At 35.5% G+C, this 14,324-nt stretch carries 20 protein-coding genes; 13 read left to right on the forward strand and 7 right to left on the reverse strand.

Annotated elements, in window-relative coordinates; genetic code table 11:
- Positions 1–70: 70 nt before the first annotated feature.
- Positions 71–892 (reverse strand): T9SS type A sorting domain-containing protein, encoded by an 822-nt coding sequence (locus MP478_RS21145; protein WP_257191995.1) that lies wholly within the window; start codon positions 890–892, stop codon positions 71–73.
- Between the two features lie 19 nt (positions 893–911).
- Complete coding sequence (locus MP478_RS21150; RefSeq protein ID WP_257191996.1) at positions 912–1,457, reverse strand: phage tail protein; 546 nt, start codon at positions 1,455–1,457, stop codon at positions 912–914.
- A gap of 277 nt (positions 1,458–1,734) precedes the next feature.
- Here MP478_RS21150 and MP478_RS21155 point away from each other — a divergent pair, with 277 nt between their 5' ends.
- Complete coding sequence (locus MP478_RS21155) at positions 1,735–2,499, forward strand: enoyl-CoA hydratase/isomerase family protein (RefSeq protein WP_257201578.1); 765 nt, start codon at positions 1,735–1,737, stop codon at positions 2,497–2,499.
- 70 nt (positions 2,500–2,569) lie between these two features.
- Here the strand turns inward: MP478_RS21155 and MP478_RS21160 are convergent, their stop codons facing one another.
- Positions 2,570–3,094: a hypothetical protein gene (locus MP478_RS21160; protein ID WP_257201579.1), complete on the reverse strand. Its 525-nt coding sequence runs from the start codon at positions 3,092–3,094 to the stop codon at positions 2,570–2,572.
- A 140-nt stretch (positions 3,095–3,234) separates the two neighbouring features.
- Between MP478_RS21160 and MP478_RS21165 the strand changes: the two genes are divergently transcribed.
- The 9 genes from MP478_RS21165 to MP478_RS21205 all read left to right on the forward strand — a co-directional run bounded on the left by MP478_RS21165 (position 3,235) and on the right by MP478_RS21205 (position 8,638).
- Positions 3,235–3,852 carry a hypothetical protein gene (locus tag MP478_RS21165; protein WP_257191998.1) on the forward strand — a complete coding sequence of 206 codons (618 nt, stop codon included), beginning with the start codon at positions 3,235–3,237 and terminating at the stop codon, positions 3,850–3,852.
- A 45-nt stretch (positions 3,853–3,897) separates the two neighbouring features.
- Positions 3,898–4,188, forward strand: coding sequence for a transcriptional regulator (locus MP478_RS21170; RefSeq protein WP_257201580.1), 291 nt, complete (start codon positions 3,898–3,900; stop codon positions 4,186–4,188).
- Between the two features lie 71 nt (positions 4,189–4,259).
- Positions 4,260–4,556, forward strand: a complete 297-nt coding sequence (locus tag MP478_RS21175; RefSeq protein ID WP_230041080.1) for a hypothetical protein — start codon at positions 4,260–4,262, stop codon at positions 4,554–4,556.
- 14 nt (positions 4,557–4,570) lie between these two features.
- On the forward strand, positions 4,571–5,056 hold the full coding sequence (locus MP478_RS21180; RefSeq protein ID WP_230041079.1) for a ubiquinone biosynthesis protein COQ4: 486 nt from the start codon (positions 4,571–4,573) through the stop codon (positions 5,054–5,056).
- An 11-nt stretch (positions 5,057–5,067) separates the two neighbouring features.
- Positions 5,068–5,361, forward strand: a complete 294-nt coding sequence (locus MP478_RS21185) for a hypothetical protein (protein WP_230041078.1) — start codon at positions 5,068–5,070, stop codon at positions 5,359–5,361.
- A gap of 37 nt (positions 5,362–5,398) precedes the next feature.
- Positions 5,399–6,769 (forward strand): DUF4173 domain-containing protein, encoded by a 1,371-nt coding sequence (locus tag MP478_RS21190; protein ID WP_257201581.1) that lies wholly within the window; start codon positions 5,399–5,401, stop codon positions 6,767–6,769.
- 7 nt (positions 6,770–6,776) lie between these two features.
- Positions 6,777–7,466 (forward strand): DUF1361 domain-containing protein, encoded by a 690-nt coding sequence (locus tag MP478_RS21195; protein WP_257201582.1) that lies wholly within the window; start codon positions 6,777–6,779, stop codon positions 7,464–7,466.
- 79 nt (positions 7,467–7,545) lie between these two features.
- Complete coding sequence (locus tag MP478_RS21200; RefSeq protein ID WP_257201583.1) at positions 7,546–8,067, forward strand: hypothetical protein; 522 nt, start codon at positions 7,546–7,548, stop codon at positions 8,065–8,067.
- Between the two features lie 58 nt (positions 8,068–8,125).
- Positions 8,126–8,638, forward strand: coding sequence for a hypothetical protein (locus tag MP478_RS21205; protein ID WP_230041074.1), 513 nt, complete (start codon positions 8,126–8,128; stop codon positions 8,636–8,638).
- A gap of 57 nt (positions 8,639–8,695) precedes the next feature.
- Here MP478_RS21205 and MP478_RS21210 read toward each other — a convergent pair whose 3' ends face one another.
- The 3 genes from MP478_RS21210 to dtd all read right to left on the reverse strand — a co-directional run bounded on the left by MP478_RS21210 (position 8,696) and on the right by dtd (position 11,663).
- Positions 8,696–10,348, reverse strand: a complete 1,653-nt coding sequence (locus MP478_RS21210) for a S8 family peptidase (RefSeq protein ID WP_257201584.1) — start codon at positions 10,346–10,348, stop codon at positions 8,696–8,698.
- A 260-nt stretch (positions 10,349–10,608) separates the two neighbouring features.
- Positions 10,609–11,205, reverse strand: coding sequence for a hypothetical protein (locus MP478_RS21215; RefSeq protein WP_257201585.1), 597 nt, complete (start codon positions 11,203–11,205; stop codon positions 10,609–10,611).
- A gap of 8 nt (positions 11,206–11,213) precedes the next feature.
- The gene (dtd, locus tag MP478_RS21220; protein ID WP_257201586.1) at positions 11,214–11,663 is read right to left on the reverse strand and encodes a D-aminoacyl-tRNA deacylase; all 450 of its coding nucleotides are present in this window, start codon (positions 11,661–11,663) and stop codon (positions 11,214–11,216) included.
- Positions 11,664–11,944: 281 nt separating this feature from the next.
- On the opposite strand from dtd, the gene MP478_RS21225 reads away from it, so the two are divergent.
- On the forward strand, positions 11,945–12,781 hold the full coding sequence (locus MP478_RS21225) for a GLPGLI family protein (protein WP_257201587.1): 837 nt from the start codon (positions 11,945–11,947) through the stop codon (positions 12,779–12,781).
- 36 nt (positions 12,782–12,817) lie between these two features.
- Here MP478_RS21225 and MP478_RS21230 read toward each other — a convergent pair whose 3' ends face one another.
- Positions 12,818–13,258, reverse strand: a complete 441-nt coding sequence (locus tag MP478_RS21230) for a hypothetical protein (protein WP_230041069.1) — start codon at positions 13,256–13,258, stop codon at positions 12,818–12,820.
- Positions 13,259–13,368: 110 nt separating this feature from the next.
- On the opposite strand from MP478_RS21230, the gene greA reads away from it, so the two are divergent.
- Both greA and MP478_RS21240 read left to right on the forward strand, forming a co-directional pair.
- On the forward strand, positions 13,369–13,839 hold the full coding sequence (gene greA, locus MP478_RS21235) for a transcription elongation factor GreA (RefSeq protein ID WP_230041068.1): 471 nt from the start codon (positions 13,369–13,371) through the stop codon (positions 13,837–13,839).
- A 56-nt stretch (positions 13,840–13,895) separates the two neighbouring features.
- Positions 13,896–14,285 (forward strand): HIT family protein, encoded by a 390-nt coding sequence (locus MP478_RS21240; RefSeq protein ID WP_257192007.1) that lies wholly within the window; start codon positions 13,896–13,898, stop codon positions 14,283–14,285.
- The last annotated feature ends 39 nt before the right edge of the window (positions 14,286–14,324 follow it).

Raw genomic sequence — 14,324 nt, forward strand, 5'->3', positions numbered from 1 at the left:
ATCAGTTTTGATCAAGGGATTGTCATTCATGTATTAGAATCTTTATCGGGGGATGACTGTGTCTGAACTGTTAGTTTTTAATGATTTTAGTGCTTTCTGTGGATGTTTTTATAAAATAGGTTCCTTTTGGAAGCTCTGAAATATTGATGTCGTTAGCTCCTTTACTTATCGGAAGTGTTTTTACCAGTTTTCCGTCTGCACTATAAACCTGGGCATCGGTAGCTTTCCCTGCATATATCGTAAGCGGACCGTTGGTAGGATTAGGATAAATGGTCATCTTTTGTTTGGCGGTTTTAGTTTCTGCCGTACTTAGTACTATGCCAGAATCTTTTACCCAGGTAAAAGCATCAAAACCTGCATATCTGAATTCACCTCCCAGGGTAATTTGAAGTTCATCAATGATAATATTACTGTAATTTTGCCCATTCAGATTGGTAAGATCAATCAATGTATATCCGTTTGAAGGAACCATAGAAGTAGCAAACCCTGTCGTTTTAGTTTGGATAAATTTTGTTACTCCACTCAATTTTCCTGCGACTGTAAGGGTTCCTGCTGCATTGAGATCCAGGTTTAATTTTGAAAGATACATCCAGAACCTGTTTACTTTAAATAAATTGGAGGTTGTTTTAATACTGAATGATGGTGGTGAAGCAGTATCATTAGAGTTATCAATATATTTGTTGTCAATACTGGTGCCGTTCCAGCCTGTTGAAGGATAATTGGCTTGAACATCAAAAATTCCTATATGGGAAATGAGATTAAAAATCACGCCGTTATCAATGAAACTGGAGCTTCCGTGTGATTCTGTTTCAAATGTTTCTGTGCTTGTCTGTCCGAAAGACAATAGAGAAGTGAACAGACAGCAGATGATAAAAAAGATAGTTCTTTTCATGATTTAGGTTTTAATGAGATTAATCTCGGGGAGGATAAATCCCCTCTACACAGATGATATAGTTAAGTCCTAAATAAGGAGGCATATTATTCATCGGAAGGTTTTGCCCTGTAAATGAAATTGCTCTTGGGTCAATTGTTGTATTGGGTTCTGCCTGTACAAAACTTGGTACAGCAGTGAAATCTCTTCCTATCTGATTTCCTGTTACTGCAATGGATGTGCTAATGGATGGAGTAGAGGTAGTTGCATTAGCATTCGATATCTTTAATTGAAATCCGCTTCCAATACTAGGTAAATTCTGTGCTAAGATCGTATTTTTATCAGTTCCCGAAACAATCCCTACCGGGTATGATTTTCCAGTCTGTGATCCTGCTCCTAAAGCCATACGTCCAATTAAATTGGGCAGTGCAAAAGAGGTAACACCATCACCGCCATATATGGTTCCTAACAGAGAAAACAGCGCTGAATTCTGAGCAATACTCAGAAGCCTGCCGTCACAAAGCATCCAGCCTCTAGGTACAAAACTTCCTGCAAATAATTTTACAATTCCCATGTATTCTTCCATAATAATAGTTTTTCAATTTTAAATTTCCTACTCTCTTCCTGGCTTTTCGGATTCGGCCATTGATTGTTTATTTTCTAAGCCAAAGGAACAATTAATGATAAGGCAAGACTAGAGTAGAAAATACCAAATTTCACAGTACGTATTTATACGTAATTTGTTTTGGTTTACCAGGGAAGCAGAATAATTTGAAATGATCATTAATACGTAATTTCTGTCATTTAATTTTCGTTAAAAGCCTTCTATTTAGTATTTTTGTAAGAATCCAATAAAAGTAAAAATGAACGAATTTGTAGCGTCAGAAATTAAAAACAATATTGCCGAAATTACATTCGGAACTCCAAAAAGTAACTCACTTCCCGGTGCCATTTTAGAAAAACTGGCTCAAACGATCTTAGATGAAGCGGCAAAAGATGAGGTAAAAGCAATTGTAGTGAAGAGTGAAGGTGAAAAAGCATTTTGTGCAGGAGCAAGCTTTGATGAATTATTGGCTATTGAAGAACTGGAAGCTTCTACAAAGTTTTTTGGAGGGTTTGCTAAGGTTTTAAATGCAATGAGAAACTGTGGTAAAATTGTGGTGGTAAGAGTTCAGGGAAAAACAACAGGCGGAGGAGTAGGAATTGCTTGCGGAGCAGATTATTGCTTTGCCACAAAAGATTCTGCATTGGCACTTACTGAAGTTAATCTGGGAATAGGCCCATTTGTAATAGGCCCATATGTGGAAAGAAAAATAGGAAAATCACAGTTCTCTGCTATGGCGATTGATGCAGATTTCAGATCAGCAGAATGGGCAGAACAGCATAATGTTTATCATTCTGTGTCAGATACGATTCAGGAAATGGATGAAAAGCTTGAGAAATTCTTACAGACCCTAGCTTCAAGGAGCAGCGATGCCTTAGGATTAATCAAAAAAGTTTCCTGGGAAGGAACAGATCATTTCAATGAATTGATGCCGGCAAGAATCCATATGAGCGCAAGCCTTATCTTGGAAGATTCCGCAAAGAAAAATATAGAAAGCATTAAAGAAAGGTTAAGAGCAAAATAGATAAGCAAAACCAAAAGCCACTGATTAATTCAGTGGTTTTTTTTCGCCATGAATTTGTATTTCGGTTTTATTATGTATCCAGCTCATGAATGGAGAGTATTACTTTGCTGTATTTTAAATAGCTTACGACTACTTTTGTTCCTGTTTCATAGCGGTAGTAATCTTCTTTTTCAGCGGGAAGCCTTATTTTCTCATGTTGGCTACGTCCTGCAAAGGTCATCATGTATTCATCATTTTCAGTTTTGTGACGGGAAATAACAATACTGGTCAGTTGATTTTTTCCAGTTTCAATATCTTTTTTCCAGTTTCGTAGATAATACTTATAGGTCAGCCATATCAGGAAATAGAAGAATGCGTACAATGCCAATACGATACCGATAAATAAAAGATAATGGTAGTATTTGAAATTCTTAAAATCATTCTGCAAAAAGTAGCAGGCAATAAGTACCATGATAATGAGCGCTACTAATAGGGAAGCTGGAGTATTTTTGAAAAAATCTTTTTTCTGAGTGGCAATATTGTTGATCTCTTCCTCATGTAAGGGAATATTCTCTTGTAAATGAATTTGTGAATAATCAACTAGTATTTTTTCCATAAGGTTCAATAATATTAGCACTTATCTCAGCTTTCTTAAAGATAAGACATTAAAAGACCCGGTGAGAAAAAGCGATTAAATTTTTAAAAATATTTTGCACATTCAAAATAAATTATAACTTTGTAATTCAAAGTTCTTTTATGGAGACAAAAAACTATCACGAAGACTTATCTCATATCCGTTCCATGATGGAGCGGTCTTCCAGATTCATTTCACTAAGTGGACTTTCTGGTGTTGTTGCTGGGTTTACAGCTCTTATTGGGGCAACATATGTATACTTTGTTTTTAAAAGAGAAGGAATTGATTACTTTCAGGGGGAGAGAAACTTTTTTGCTCCGGCATTAGTTAAAGAATTGACCCTTATTGGAACCATAATTTTATTGGCAGCAGTTTTTAGTGGCTATATTTTTACAGCTCATAAAAGCAAAAAGAAGGGACTGAAGATTTGGGATGCCACTACCAAAAGGCTTTTGATTACTTTTGCAGTGCCATTATTGGCTGGTGGGGTTTTCTGTTTAGCACTGCTTTTTCACCACCTTTTTGTCTGGATTGCCCCTACTACCCTGATCTTTTATGGTTTGGCGTTGGTAAGTGCAGAAAGATATACTTTGACTGATGTAAAATACCTTGGATATTGCGAAATCATCTTAGGGTTGTTTTCATTATTTTTTCTCGGTTGGGGATTAGTTTTCTGGTCTGTTGGTTTTGGAGTTCTGCATATTGTGTATGGCCTTATTATGCATAAAAAATATAAATAAAAACTAAATTTGCAGTTCGTCGAATGCATCTGCAATCTATTTATTATGATAAAAATAAATCAACTCAACAAAGAATTTGAAAGTCGTGTAAGATTGGGCATTATGTCTGTTCTTATGGTTAATGACTGGGTTGATTTTTCTGAAATGAAAGGGATACTGGAGATTACAGACGGTAACCTGGCCAGCCATAGCAGTGCCTTGGAGAAAAACGGTTATATTGAAGTGAAAAAAGAATTTGTGGGAAAGAAACCAAAAACATCTTACCGTGTTACACAAAGTGGGAGACAGGCTTTTACCGAACATCTGGACGCACTGGAAAAATTATTGGGACGATGATCCTATATTTTTTTGAAATTATACTTTGTAATCCAAAGTTCTTTGTATTAAAATTTAATTTAGGATAAATAATGAAAGATCAAAACATTTTAAAACTCGGCAAAGCTGGATTCGGACTGTCTTTTCTGGCAGGAAATACCTGCCTGTTTGGATATCTGATAACGAAAAATTTTTGGTTTGCCGATTCAGGATTCTTGTTGCTGGTGTATGGAACCGTTGTCAACCTCATGATCGTATCTGGATTATTGATCTATGGAGCGATCAGAAAAGCTAAACGTACAACGTGTTTTCAATCTGTCGGCATCCTTCTGATCAATATACCGATTGCCATTATTTATACGATGATAGGAATTACCCATTTAAAATAAACAAACAACATAGTATGAAAAAAATGCGCGTTCAGTTCCTGCTTTTTGTGTATGATAAAACTCAAAAGCTATACAGGAAATATTTTAAAAAGAAAAAAAGACAGTGGCAGTTTACAGAAAAACAACTGCTGGAATTTCAGGAAGATTCCTTAGGGAGAAAACTTGGGGAATTCTATAAAAAGTACGGATTCTCAATGATCCCAAAAATGGAAAACCACGATGTTCATCACCTGATCACCGGTTGCGGAACCAATTTCGAGGATGAAATCGCCATGCAGTACCTTTTGTTGGGGAATGGTAAACTCAATGCCCATCTTTTGGCAGCAATCGTATTGGGAACATTTATTTTACCGGAATATGTGAAAATTTATATCAAAGCCTATAAGAAGGGACAGCGTATGAAAGCTTTCCATACATGGGACTTTGAAGGCCTGCTTTGGCAAAATTTTGACCATCTGAAAGATTTTATTCACCAGAAAGATCATGTTGTACTTCATTAAAAATTATTCTTATGAAAAACAGAATATTCAGTCAGCTGGGAAGGCGAACGTTCCTTATATCCTTCCTTTGCGGGACCTTTTTACTCATATCCTTTCTTTTCACAAGACTAGACTTTCTGCTTATAACAGGCTTTTATTATGTGGTAGGTGCAGCAGTCGTAAACCTGCTTATCCTTCTGTATGAATTGATAGAATATGCCAACAATGCGGCTGAAAATAAAAGTTCCGGAAACGCTGTGCTGTTATTATTAATCAATATTCCGGTTACAATAGGATATTTCTTTGTAGTCTATGAATCCTTGTAGTTATTGATGACTTTTTAATCCTTAAATATTTATTATTATGAAAACACATCATTATATATTTCTTACAACTGCCTTATTTGTCTTTGTATTTTATGATCAGGACATGGGACTGAACCTCGGAATTCTGGGAACAGTATATGCCGTCTTAACTCTATTTAAAACAGCAGAAAAAAATAAAACCAGAACTTTGTATCTGCTGTTCGGAGCAAGTATTCTCTCAAGCATAGCTTTTGCATGGTATGGAGATTTTCCGTCTTTCCTGGCAGTTGTAAGTTCACTTTTACTGCTGTCCTATAAATCGAAGAACAGAACAATGAAAATACTTTTCCTCATTCCTGTCTTTATTGTGAACAGCTGTACCTCATTCTGCCGGTTTTTCAGTTTTGATGCATGGCTGCCTCAAAGGAATATTTCCGGCTTATGGCAGAAAATATTGTCTTTTATCCTAATTCCCCTCGTATTACTCTCTGTATTTTTTTGGGTTTACTCAGCAGGAAGTGATCATTTTGCCGCTCTTTTTACAGACTATGAGCTGGACATAAACCTTTGGCAGATATTCTGTCTTTCTGCGTTAGGATTTTTTATAGCCTTTAATTACTGGAATTATGCTGTGGAAAGACTGATCTATAAAAACCATCATATCCTGAATGACGAATTTCAGAAAGATTCCCAGGTCCCGAAATCTACCTATTCTTTTCTCGACCTTAATTCTGAAAGGATAAGCGGAGTGATGTCTTTACTTTTACTTAATATACTGTTGGTCTTTTTTATTATTACCTACAATTACGAACAGTTTTATGAAGTGACCAAAACTCCCGTACAGCTTTCAGAAGAAACCCATGAGAGAGTAAATGCTGTTATCATGTCCATTATCATGGCTATTTTGGTGATCATGTTTTACTTTAAAGGTGGTTTTAATTTTGATCCCAAAGCTGGTATGATGAAAGTTTTAGCCAAAATATGGATCTTCCTGAATGCTGTTCTGGTATTGTCAGCTGCAGTGAAAAATTATGAATATATTGTCAGTTATGCCTTTACTTATAAAAGATTGGGGGTCTTTGCCTTTCTGCTTTTATCACTGATCGGGCTGGCATTTACCTATATTAAAATTCAGAAGAAAAAAAGGAATGCTTTTCTGTTCAATACTATGGTTTGGTACATCTATGGGATAATTTTGGTTTGTAGTTCTATCAACTGGGGTGGCTTTATTACTTCTCAGAATATGAAACGCAAAGACTTTGCTGTTAATTATCATTTTAACTCTGTAAATTTCAGTGAGAAAGGACTATGGAAATATGCAAAAGAAAAGAATGATATCAAGCTCAAAAAGAAGCTGGAGCAGAGGATTAAAAATGAAGAGTCAAAAACTTTTCTTTCAAAGATCATCTATTATCAAACCATAGAATAATTTTAATATGAAACAGCTCACTGAATCTCCAAGGTTTAAAATAACCTTATTGCTCATATCCATGACTTTATTTTGTCTTAGCCTGTCTGTTTTCAGGTATTATATCAGTGAAACTAAAGTGTTTTTTTTCCTGAACTGGAATTTATTCCTTGCATGGATCCCTTTGGCTTTAAGTAGCTTTCTCGTCGCCTTTACGATTAGAAGTAAAATTTCATTATCATTGATTATAGTAGTGTGGATCTTGTTTTTCCCCAACTCACCCTATATTCTGACCGACCTTTTTCATTTAAAAGTAAGAAGTACCATTCCTATATGGTATGATCTTATTGTTATCCTTTCATATGCCTGGACAGGATTAGTTTGTGGTTTTATAAGCCTCAACGATATCGAAAAACGGCTTTCAGAGTATTGCCAGGGAACTGTGGTCAACGGTATTGTTATTAGTTTCCTTTTTATGAGCAGTTTCGGAGTTTATCTGGGAAGATTTCTCAGATGGAACAGCTGGGATATTCTCAATAATCCTTTTGGATTATTCAATGATATTGTGGTAAGATTTATTTACCCTCTGGAATATACAAAAACCTGGGGTGTTACCATTTTAATGGGTGTTTTGCTCAATTTCATGTACTTCACGTTTAAGCTTGTGAAAAATAATAATGAAAGAATTGTACAGCCGGAAAATATAAACAATCTATAAGAGTTGGAACAGTTTTAGCATTTACAATGGACAATATCTAACAGAATGCTGATTGCAGACATTCTTAAAATTAATTATTATGAAAAAAAGCTTATTGTTAATACCATTGATTATTATCTCCTGTAAAAAAGAAGCCAATGTACCGGCAATATCAGATAAAGATTCTGCGGTGGTAACAGAAATGCCGGATTCTGCAGCATTGAGAAAAAAAGATTCAATCATTAACAATGCGCCTGCTACAAAAGAAGTACTGCGTAAAGGTGTAATGAGAAGTGAAAAAGACGGACAGATCATCAGAACTGCAGATGCTTCCCAGCTTCCTTTTACATTGGGAGAAGAATTTACGAAAGAGGGTCAGGAACTGGTCTTAAAGATTACCAATTATGAGAAACCTGCTATCAAGGCAGTAATTACCACCAAACAAAAAGATTTTAATATCCGTTTTAACCAGATTAAACTTCCAAACGGAGATTATGACGGACCTTTCGGAAGAGAAATTACCCATGAAATTTCCGGGAAAGGAGAAGTGTGGCTGATTATTGGAAAAAGTAATATGGCTTCAGGAAATACAAAAGGAAACTTTACAGTAAGTATTGACTAAGGTCAACCAATTTGGTACAATTTCTGCAAACTAAACTTTAAAGTTTAAATTTAATATTATGAAAAATATAGTTCTAACCGCAATGGCTGCTTCAGCTGTACTTGTAAGCTGCGGAACCGTACAATCGCTGGTTCAGAATACCTTCCCATACACAACGAATGTTTTAGTTTCTACAGGGGTGCCAGCCGATAAAGAAGTTTCTTCTACAGCAACGGCTACCAACGTACAAACGTGGTTTGGAGGAAATAATAATGCCAGGATTAAAGATGTAAGGATTTCTGATGCCAAAGTATCTGTAATATCTCCTGCTGGAGGTAATCTAAGCGCATTCAAGTCCGTTAAGATATATGTTTCTTCTACAGGATCTAATGAAAGGCTTATTGCTTCACGTTCCAATATATCCTCCAATTCATCCAGCTTAAATTTAGATTTGAATGATACGGGATTTCTTGATGAAATAGTAAAAAGTTCAGGGCTTACCGTAAGAACAGTTTATGAGCTGAAAAATCAAACCACTTCAGACATGAACATAAAAGTAGCTCTTAATTTCAGCAGCGTTCCTGCAAAATAAGAGTATAAAAACAAATTAAAAAACGTCTTTCAAATAGTTGAAAGACGTTTTTGCTTATTATAATTTTGAAAATTTCTCTACGGCTCTTCGCTGGCCATCATTGAAGTTGATGATATACTGGCCCTGCGGAAGTTGTGAAATATTGATTTTTTCATCAGGAACAATGGAACCTTTGCTAACAGTTCGTCCATTCATATTGATAATTTCAAAATCAAGGTTCTCAATTTCTTTGCTTTGAACTGCAATATAGCTTGTTGCAGGATTAGGATAAATCTTAATTTCTAAAGGAAGCTGGCTTTTCATTTTGCCCGGAAGACTACCTTCCAATTGTAAGATGGCATTTTTTACATTAGGAAGAGGCCCTATTTTTTGGTTGGCCACTGTGCCACCTTGAGGAATTCCTGTACTGATTAAAAGGTTTTTCATCGCAGCCGGGCTTAGGTACTGGCCTGTATTCTGATAATAATAAGACTGGATCAGCGTTGCTGCGGAGGCTACTACCGGAGTCGCCGAGCTCGTTCCATTAAAATAAGTATAAGTCCTGTTATTGTCATTATCATACTTTTGATAAGAACCGTATCCTGCCGCCAGAACATTACTTCCCCAGCCCTGTACATCCACTCTGTTTCCGTAGGTGCTAAAACTTAGTTTTGAATGGGTAGTGTTGGGAGAACCTGCTCCTACAATAATGGCTCCACTATTTCCTCTTGCCAAATAAGTAGCATAGAAAGGATCATCAAGGTTTTGATTACCATTTCCTGCTGCCGCAATGATAATTATTCCGGAATCAGTAGCCGCTTTTGTAAGATCCCAGATAACGCTGTCATATTCTGCAGGACAATATTGGTTATCTTTTCCTCCTGTCTGCATTTCATATAAAATAATATCACCGGCCTGAGAAGCATTGATCGATCTGCTTACTGCCGAAGCTCTGTTGTAGCCTAAAGTAGTCCATTCCATATATCCCTTTATCTCAGAGGCGTTGTAGGCAGCTCCGGAAAGTCCGATATTGTCTTTTACAGACCCTAAAATACTTACCACCGCAGTTCCGTGATCACGGTAGTTATTGTTTGATAAACCAGAATTGGGACTGTATCCGGGTTCCAGTTGTATAGAGTTTTGGTTAGCCAGCATTTCGTGTGTTTTGTAAAAACCATATTCAACATCACGGATCCTTATATTTTGCCCCGTAATTCCCCTGGACCATGCATAAGTTGCGTTGATTCCCGGATTGTCGGTCAGATAAGTCTGCAGACTTTCTAAATTAGGGGTGATTGCAAATGTAGTAATGGATGGCGGTTCAATAGGCTCACTGCTCATGACCGATACATATTCTATTTCAGGAAATCTTTCAAGTGTCTGAATAAGTTTTTTAGCCATGTCTTCATTTTGAACCGGGACATCGGCTTTAAAAATCCTTTTCAGTTTTTCCACAGACTCCCCGGAAAAACCGTTCATTCTGCTGTTTTTTGCCATTTCATCCAGTTTGGCATCACTGAAGCCAAGATCATAAGTAAATGAAATTTTATTTTCACTGATGAATTTTTCCAAATCCGGATTTTGATCGAATGCCGCTTTCTCTGAGGTGATACCTTTTGAAAAACATACATAAATATTTGAATTAAGATCAGTATTCCGGCCTGAAGAATGCTGACCGAAAGACAGAGAGCAGAAGAGCAGTAATGCTAAAAGATTAATTTTTGTTTTCATAAAATATTTGTTAAATGGTTGTGAATTAAGTTTGTTTGTAGTAAAAATAATAATAAAATCTAAACAAAATCACAATATTGTGAATTTATTTAAAGAGAGAGCTTCCTTTTAAACAGACGGTTAGGTTCTTTGGGCTGTAATAAAATATTTAGCCGGACTTATTAAATCATATGATAAAAAAATACCTTCCAGTGTCACTGAAAGGTGTTTTTTAGATTGGTGAATCAAAGCAAACTACTCAGATTCCAGATATAATGTGATCAGTTATAAAACTCATTATCTTCTTGATTTTTATGGTAAAAGATGTGCTTTTTATCCATAATCTGATACTCAATTCCAATACTGTCTTTATTGCTGCTGATTAATTTTGCCTGTTGAATCTGGGGATCTTTTTGACCGGGTTCACGTTTGAGAGGGTTTTGAATAACATGTTCTACAATTTCTAAATACGGGGTTTTGTAGATTTTTTTTTCAAGGATACCTTTTTTTTGGTAAATATAAATTTGGGGTTTGCTTAAAGCTCCGGGCCTTGTTCTCTCAATTCTGTAGCTATCATTAAGTTCCACCTGCTGATAATCATCGATTGTTGAAAAATAATAGACGATCCCAAAGAAAGGAATCATCATAGGAAGTATGCTTAAAATAATGACAGAAACGAGCAGTGTAAAATAAGCTTTTGCAGTTTTTCTCTTCCAAAATCTGATGATCATAAATACAGTCATCGCAAGCCAGGCCCAGTTAATCACTTTATCAGTATAATAACCAGCGAAACTATATTGCTTCCAGCCTAAAATGATTTCAATAACAAATAAAACAGTAATGGCCACGTAAATAATAGGCAGGTGTTTACTTTTCATCAAGGTCATTAGTTTTTTGTGATTGAATCCATAACAATAGTAACAGGACCATCGTTGATCAGAGAAACTTTCATATCGGCACCAAAGATTCCGCTTTCCGTTTTTAATCCTGATTTTGCTACTTCTTCTTTAAAATAATCAAATAAAGGAATAGCTTTATCAGGTTTTGCAGCTTTGATAAAAGAAGGACGGTTTCCTTTTTTATAATCTGCAATCAATGTAAACTGGCTGATGCAGAGGATTTCTCCTGAAATATCTTTTACAGAAAGATTAAGTTTGTCTTCTTCATCACCAAAAATCCTGAGATGTAAGATTTTCTGTACAAGCCAGTCGGCGTCTTTTTTTTCATCATTTTCATCAATGCCTACCAAAAGCATTAATCCTTTCCCGATTTCTCCAACGGTTTTCTCATCTACTTTTACACGGGCTTCAGAAACTCTTTGTATAACGATCTTCATTTTAATTATAATTGTGCTTTAAAAAAAGTAGGAAAGAAACATTCCTGATCTTAATCACGAGAGTAGATGTCAGTATGTGAGAACCTGCCCTCTTTCTTTTTTTATATTATCTGTAAAAATACTGGATTTTATTCATATCATTGCCTTTCATACTCAATTTAAGGAATACATCTTACGACGGAAAAGCAAGAGGTGACTCAAAGAAAGTATTATCAGGTCGTACTCCTGTGGATTAAAAACTATTGACCAGGGTGAAATTTTTTTAAACATTTTAATTATTTATGAAAAAGATTGTTGCATTAGTATTATTCGTTAATCAATGCTGGTTGCATGCCCAGAATGACAGGTTTATTTATGCAGTCGACTACAAAAAAGACTCAACATCTCAGGATATGACCAGAGAGAATTATATTTTAGATATTACCAAAGAAGACCTTACGTATTATAACCGCATTGATTATATTAATGATTCTGTATTCGCAAGTACCGGAAAAGATGGTTTTAAAGGATTTAAACTGACTTCATTTTTTACTAAAAAACTCAATAATCCTTTGTATGAAAATTATGAATACATAGGAGACGTTAATTTTTATAAAATAGAAGAGGCTGTTACCCTTGATTGGAAAATTACCGATCATACAAAACGTATCAATGAGTTAAAGGTACAACAGGCAGAAACGAACTTTGGTGGAAGAAAATGGATTGCCTGGTTTACTCCGGAAATCCCATTGTCCTATGGACCTTATAAATTTAACGGGTTACCAGGGCTGATTATAGAAATATACGATACCCGTAAAAATTATTTTTTTCAACTGATTAAAAGTGAGAAAATTGCGGATAATTACCAAAGCCATACCTTGAAAACACGCAAGACTAACGCGATAAAAACAAATTATAAAAAACTGGATCACTTAAAATTAGAATTATATAAGGACCCTTTTAAATATGTTTTTAACGGAAAACTGAGTATTCCGGAAGGAAAAAAGCTGTTACTGGATGATGGAACGATCTTAGGCAAAGAAGAATTAAAACCTGCCGAGAAAAGAGAAAGAGAAAAGATAAGGTCTTTTAATAATCCGGTAGAATTGGATAAAGCCGTTAAATATCCTAACCATTAAATATAACCCGCAATACAATGATTGCGGGTTTGATGATTAATAGTTATAAACCCTAATGGTATTGGTTCCGGGATTAACTTCACAGAAATAGCTTTTAAGAGGTAAAGGAGCAACATCGGTGGGCCCGCCATTTAAAATATTCCATTTTGCATTGTCTTTCGGACAAATCACCAAAGGGTATTCTACCTTCAGGGTTGTATTTTCACCGGGACAAATATGAGGAGCATTTCTATCGTAGGCTTTATAGCCATTGCTTACCTTCACTACTATTAATCCGCGGGTCCCGGCGCCGGCTATATCTACGTAGGTCCATTGTTTGGTAAGAAGGTCATTATAGTGGTTAGGCAGTAAGGTAACATCAATTGGAACTGTTGGAAAACAACTTACGGTATCTTGGGTGCTTCCGCATGAGTTTATAGATAAATTACTGAAAATCAATAAGGTGAAAATAGATATTATTGAGAAAGTTTTTTTCATTTCAATTTAAATTTTTATATATTTGTAAAAGTTAAACGATTATAACACGTAAAACATTGTCCGGCAAATGTCGGATTATTTTTTTATACTAAAACTAAATTTCGAAAATTATGGCAAGCTATGTAACCAAGGAGGGACTAGGGAAAATGAAAGCTGAGCTGGAACAGTTGGAAACTGTGGAAAGACCAAAAATTACTCAGCAGATCGCAGAAGCAAGAGATAAAGGAGATTTGTCTGAAAATGCTGAATATGATGCGGCTAAAGAAGCGCAGGGAATGCTTGAAATGAGAATTTCAAAGCTGAAAGATGCTGTAGCAAGTTCTAAAATTATAGACGAAAGTCAACTAGATACATCAAAAGTTTCCATTTTAACAACAGTGAAGCTTAAGAACAACGCTACAAACCAAGAACAGGTATTTAAATTAGTGCCTGATAATGAAAGCGATCTTAAAACAGGGAAAATTTCTGTAAACACACCTATTGCAAAAGGTCTGTTAGGAAAAGTGATTGGCGAAACGGCAGAAATTACTTTACCAAACGGAAACAAACTGTCTTTTGAAGTATTAGACATTTCTCTATAGTCTGATATAAAATTTCTATTTCTAACTTCTCATATATAACGCTAACTTCATACAAAATGAGCACTATCTTCACAAAAATCATCAACGGCGAAATTCCCTCTTATAAAATTGCTGAGGATGAAAACTTTATAGCATTCTTAGACGCAATGCCTTTGGTGAAAGGACATACTTTAGTAGTTCCGAAAAAAGAAGTGGACTTAATTTTTGATCTTGAAAGTGAAGAATACAAAAACCTATGGGGATTTACCCAGGAGGTAGCCAAGAAGATCAAAACTGCAGTTCCATGTGTAAGAGTAGGAGTAGCGGTAGTAGGACTTGAAGTACCTCACGCCCACATCCATCTCATCCCTTTGAATAAGATGGAAGATATGAACTTTAGAAATGAGAGATTAAAATTAACGAACGAAGAATATACAGAGATTCAAAACTCAATTATTAATTCTTAAAAACATAAATCGTAAAAAAGAAATTTTTTACGATTTTCT

The organism is Chryseobacterium sp. WG14, assembly GCF_024586945.1.
GTDB lineage: Bacteria > Bacteroidota > Bacteroidia > Flavobacteriales > Weeksellaceae > Chryseobacterium.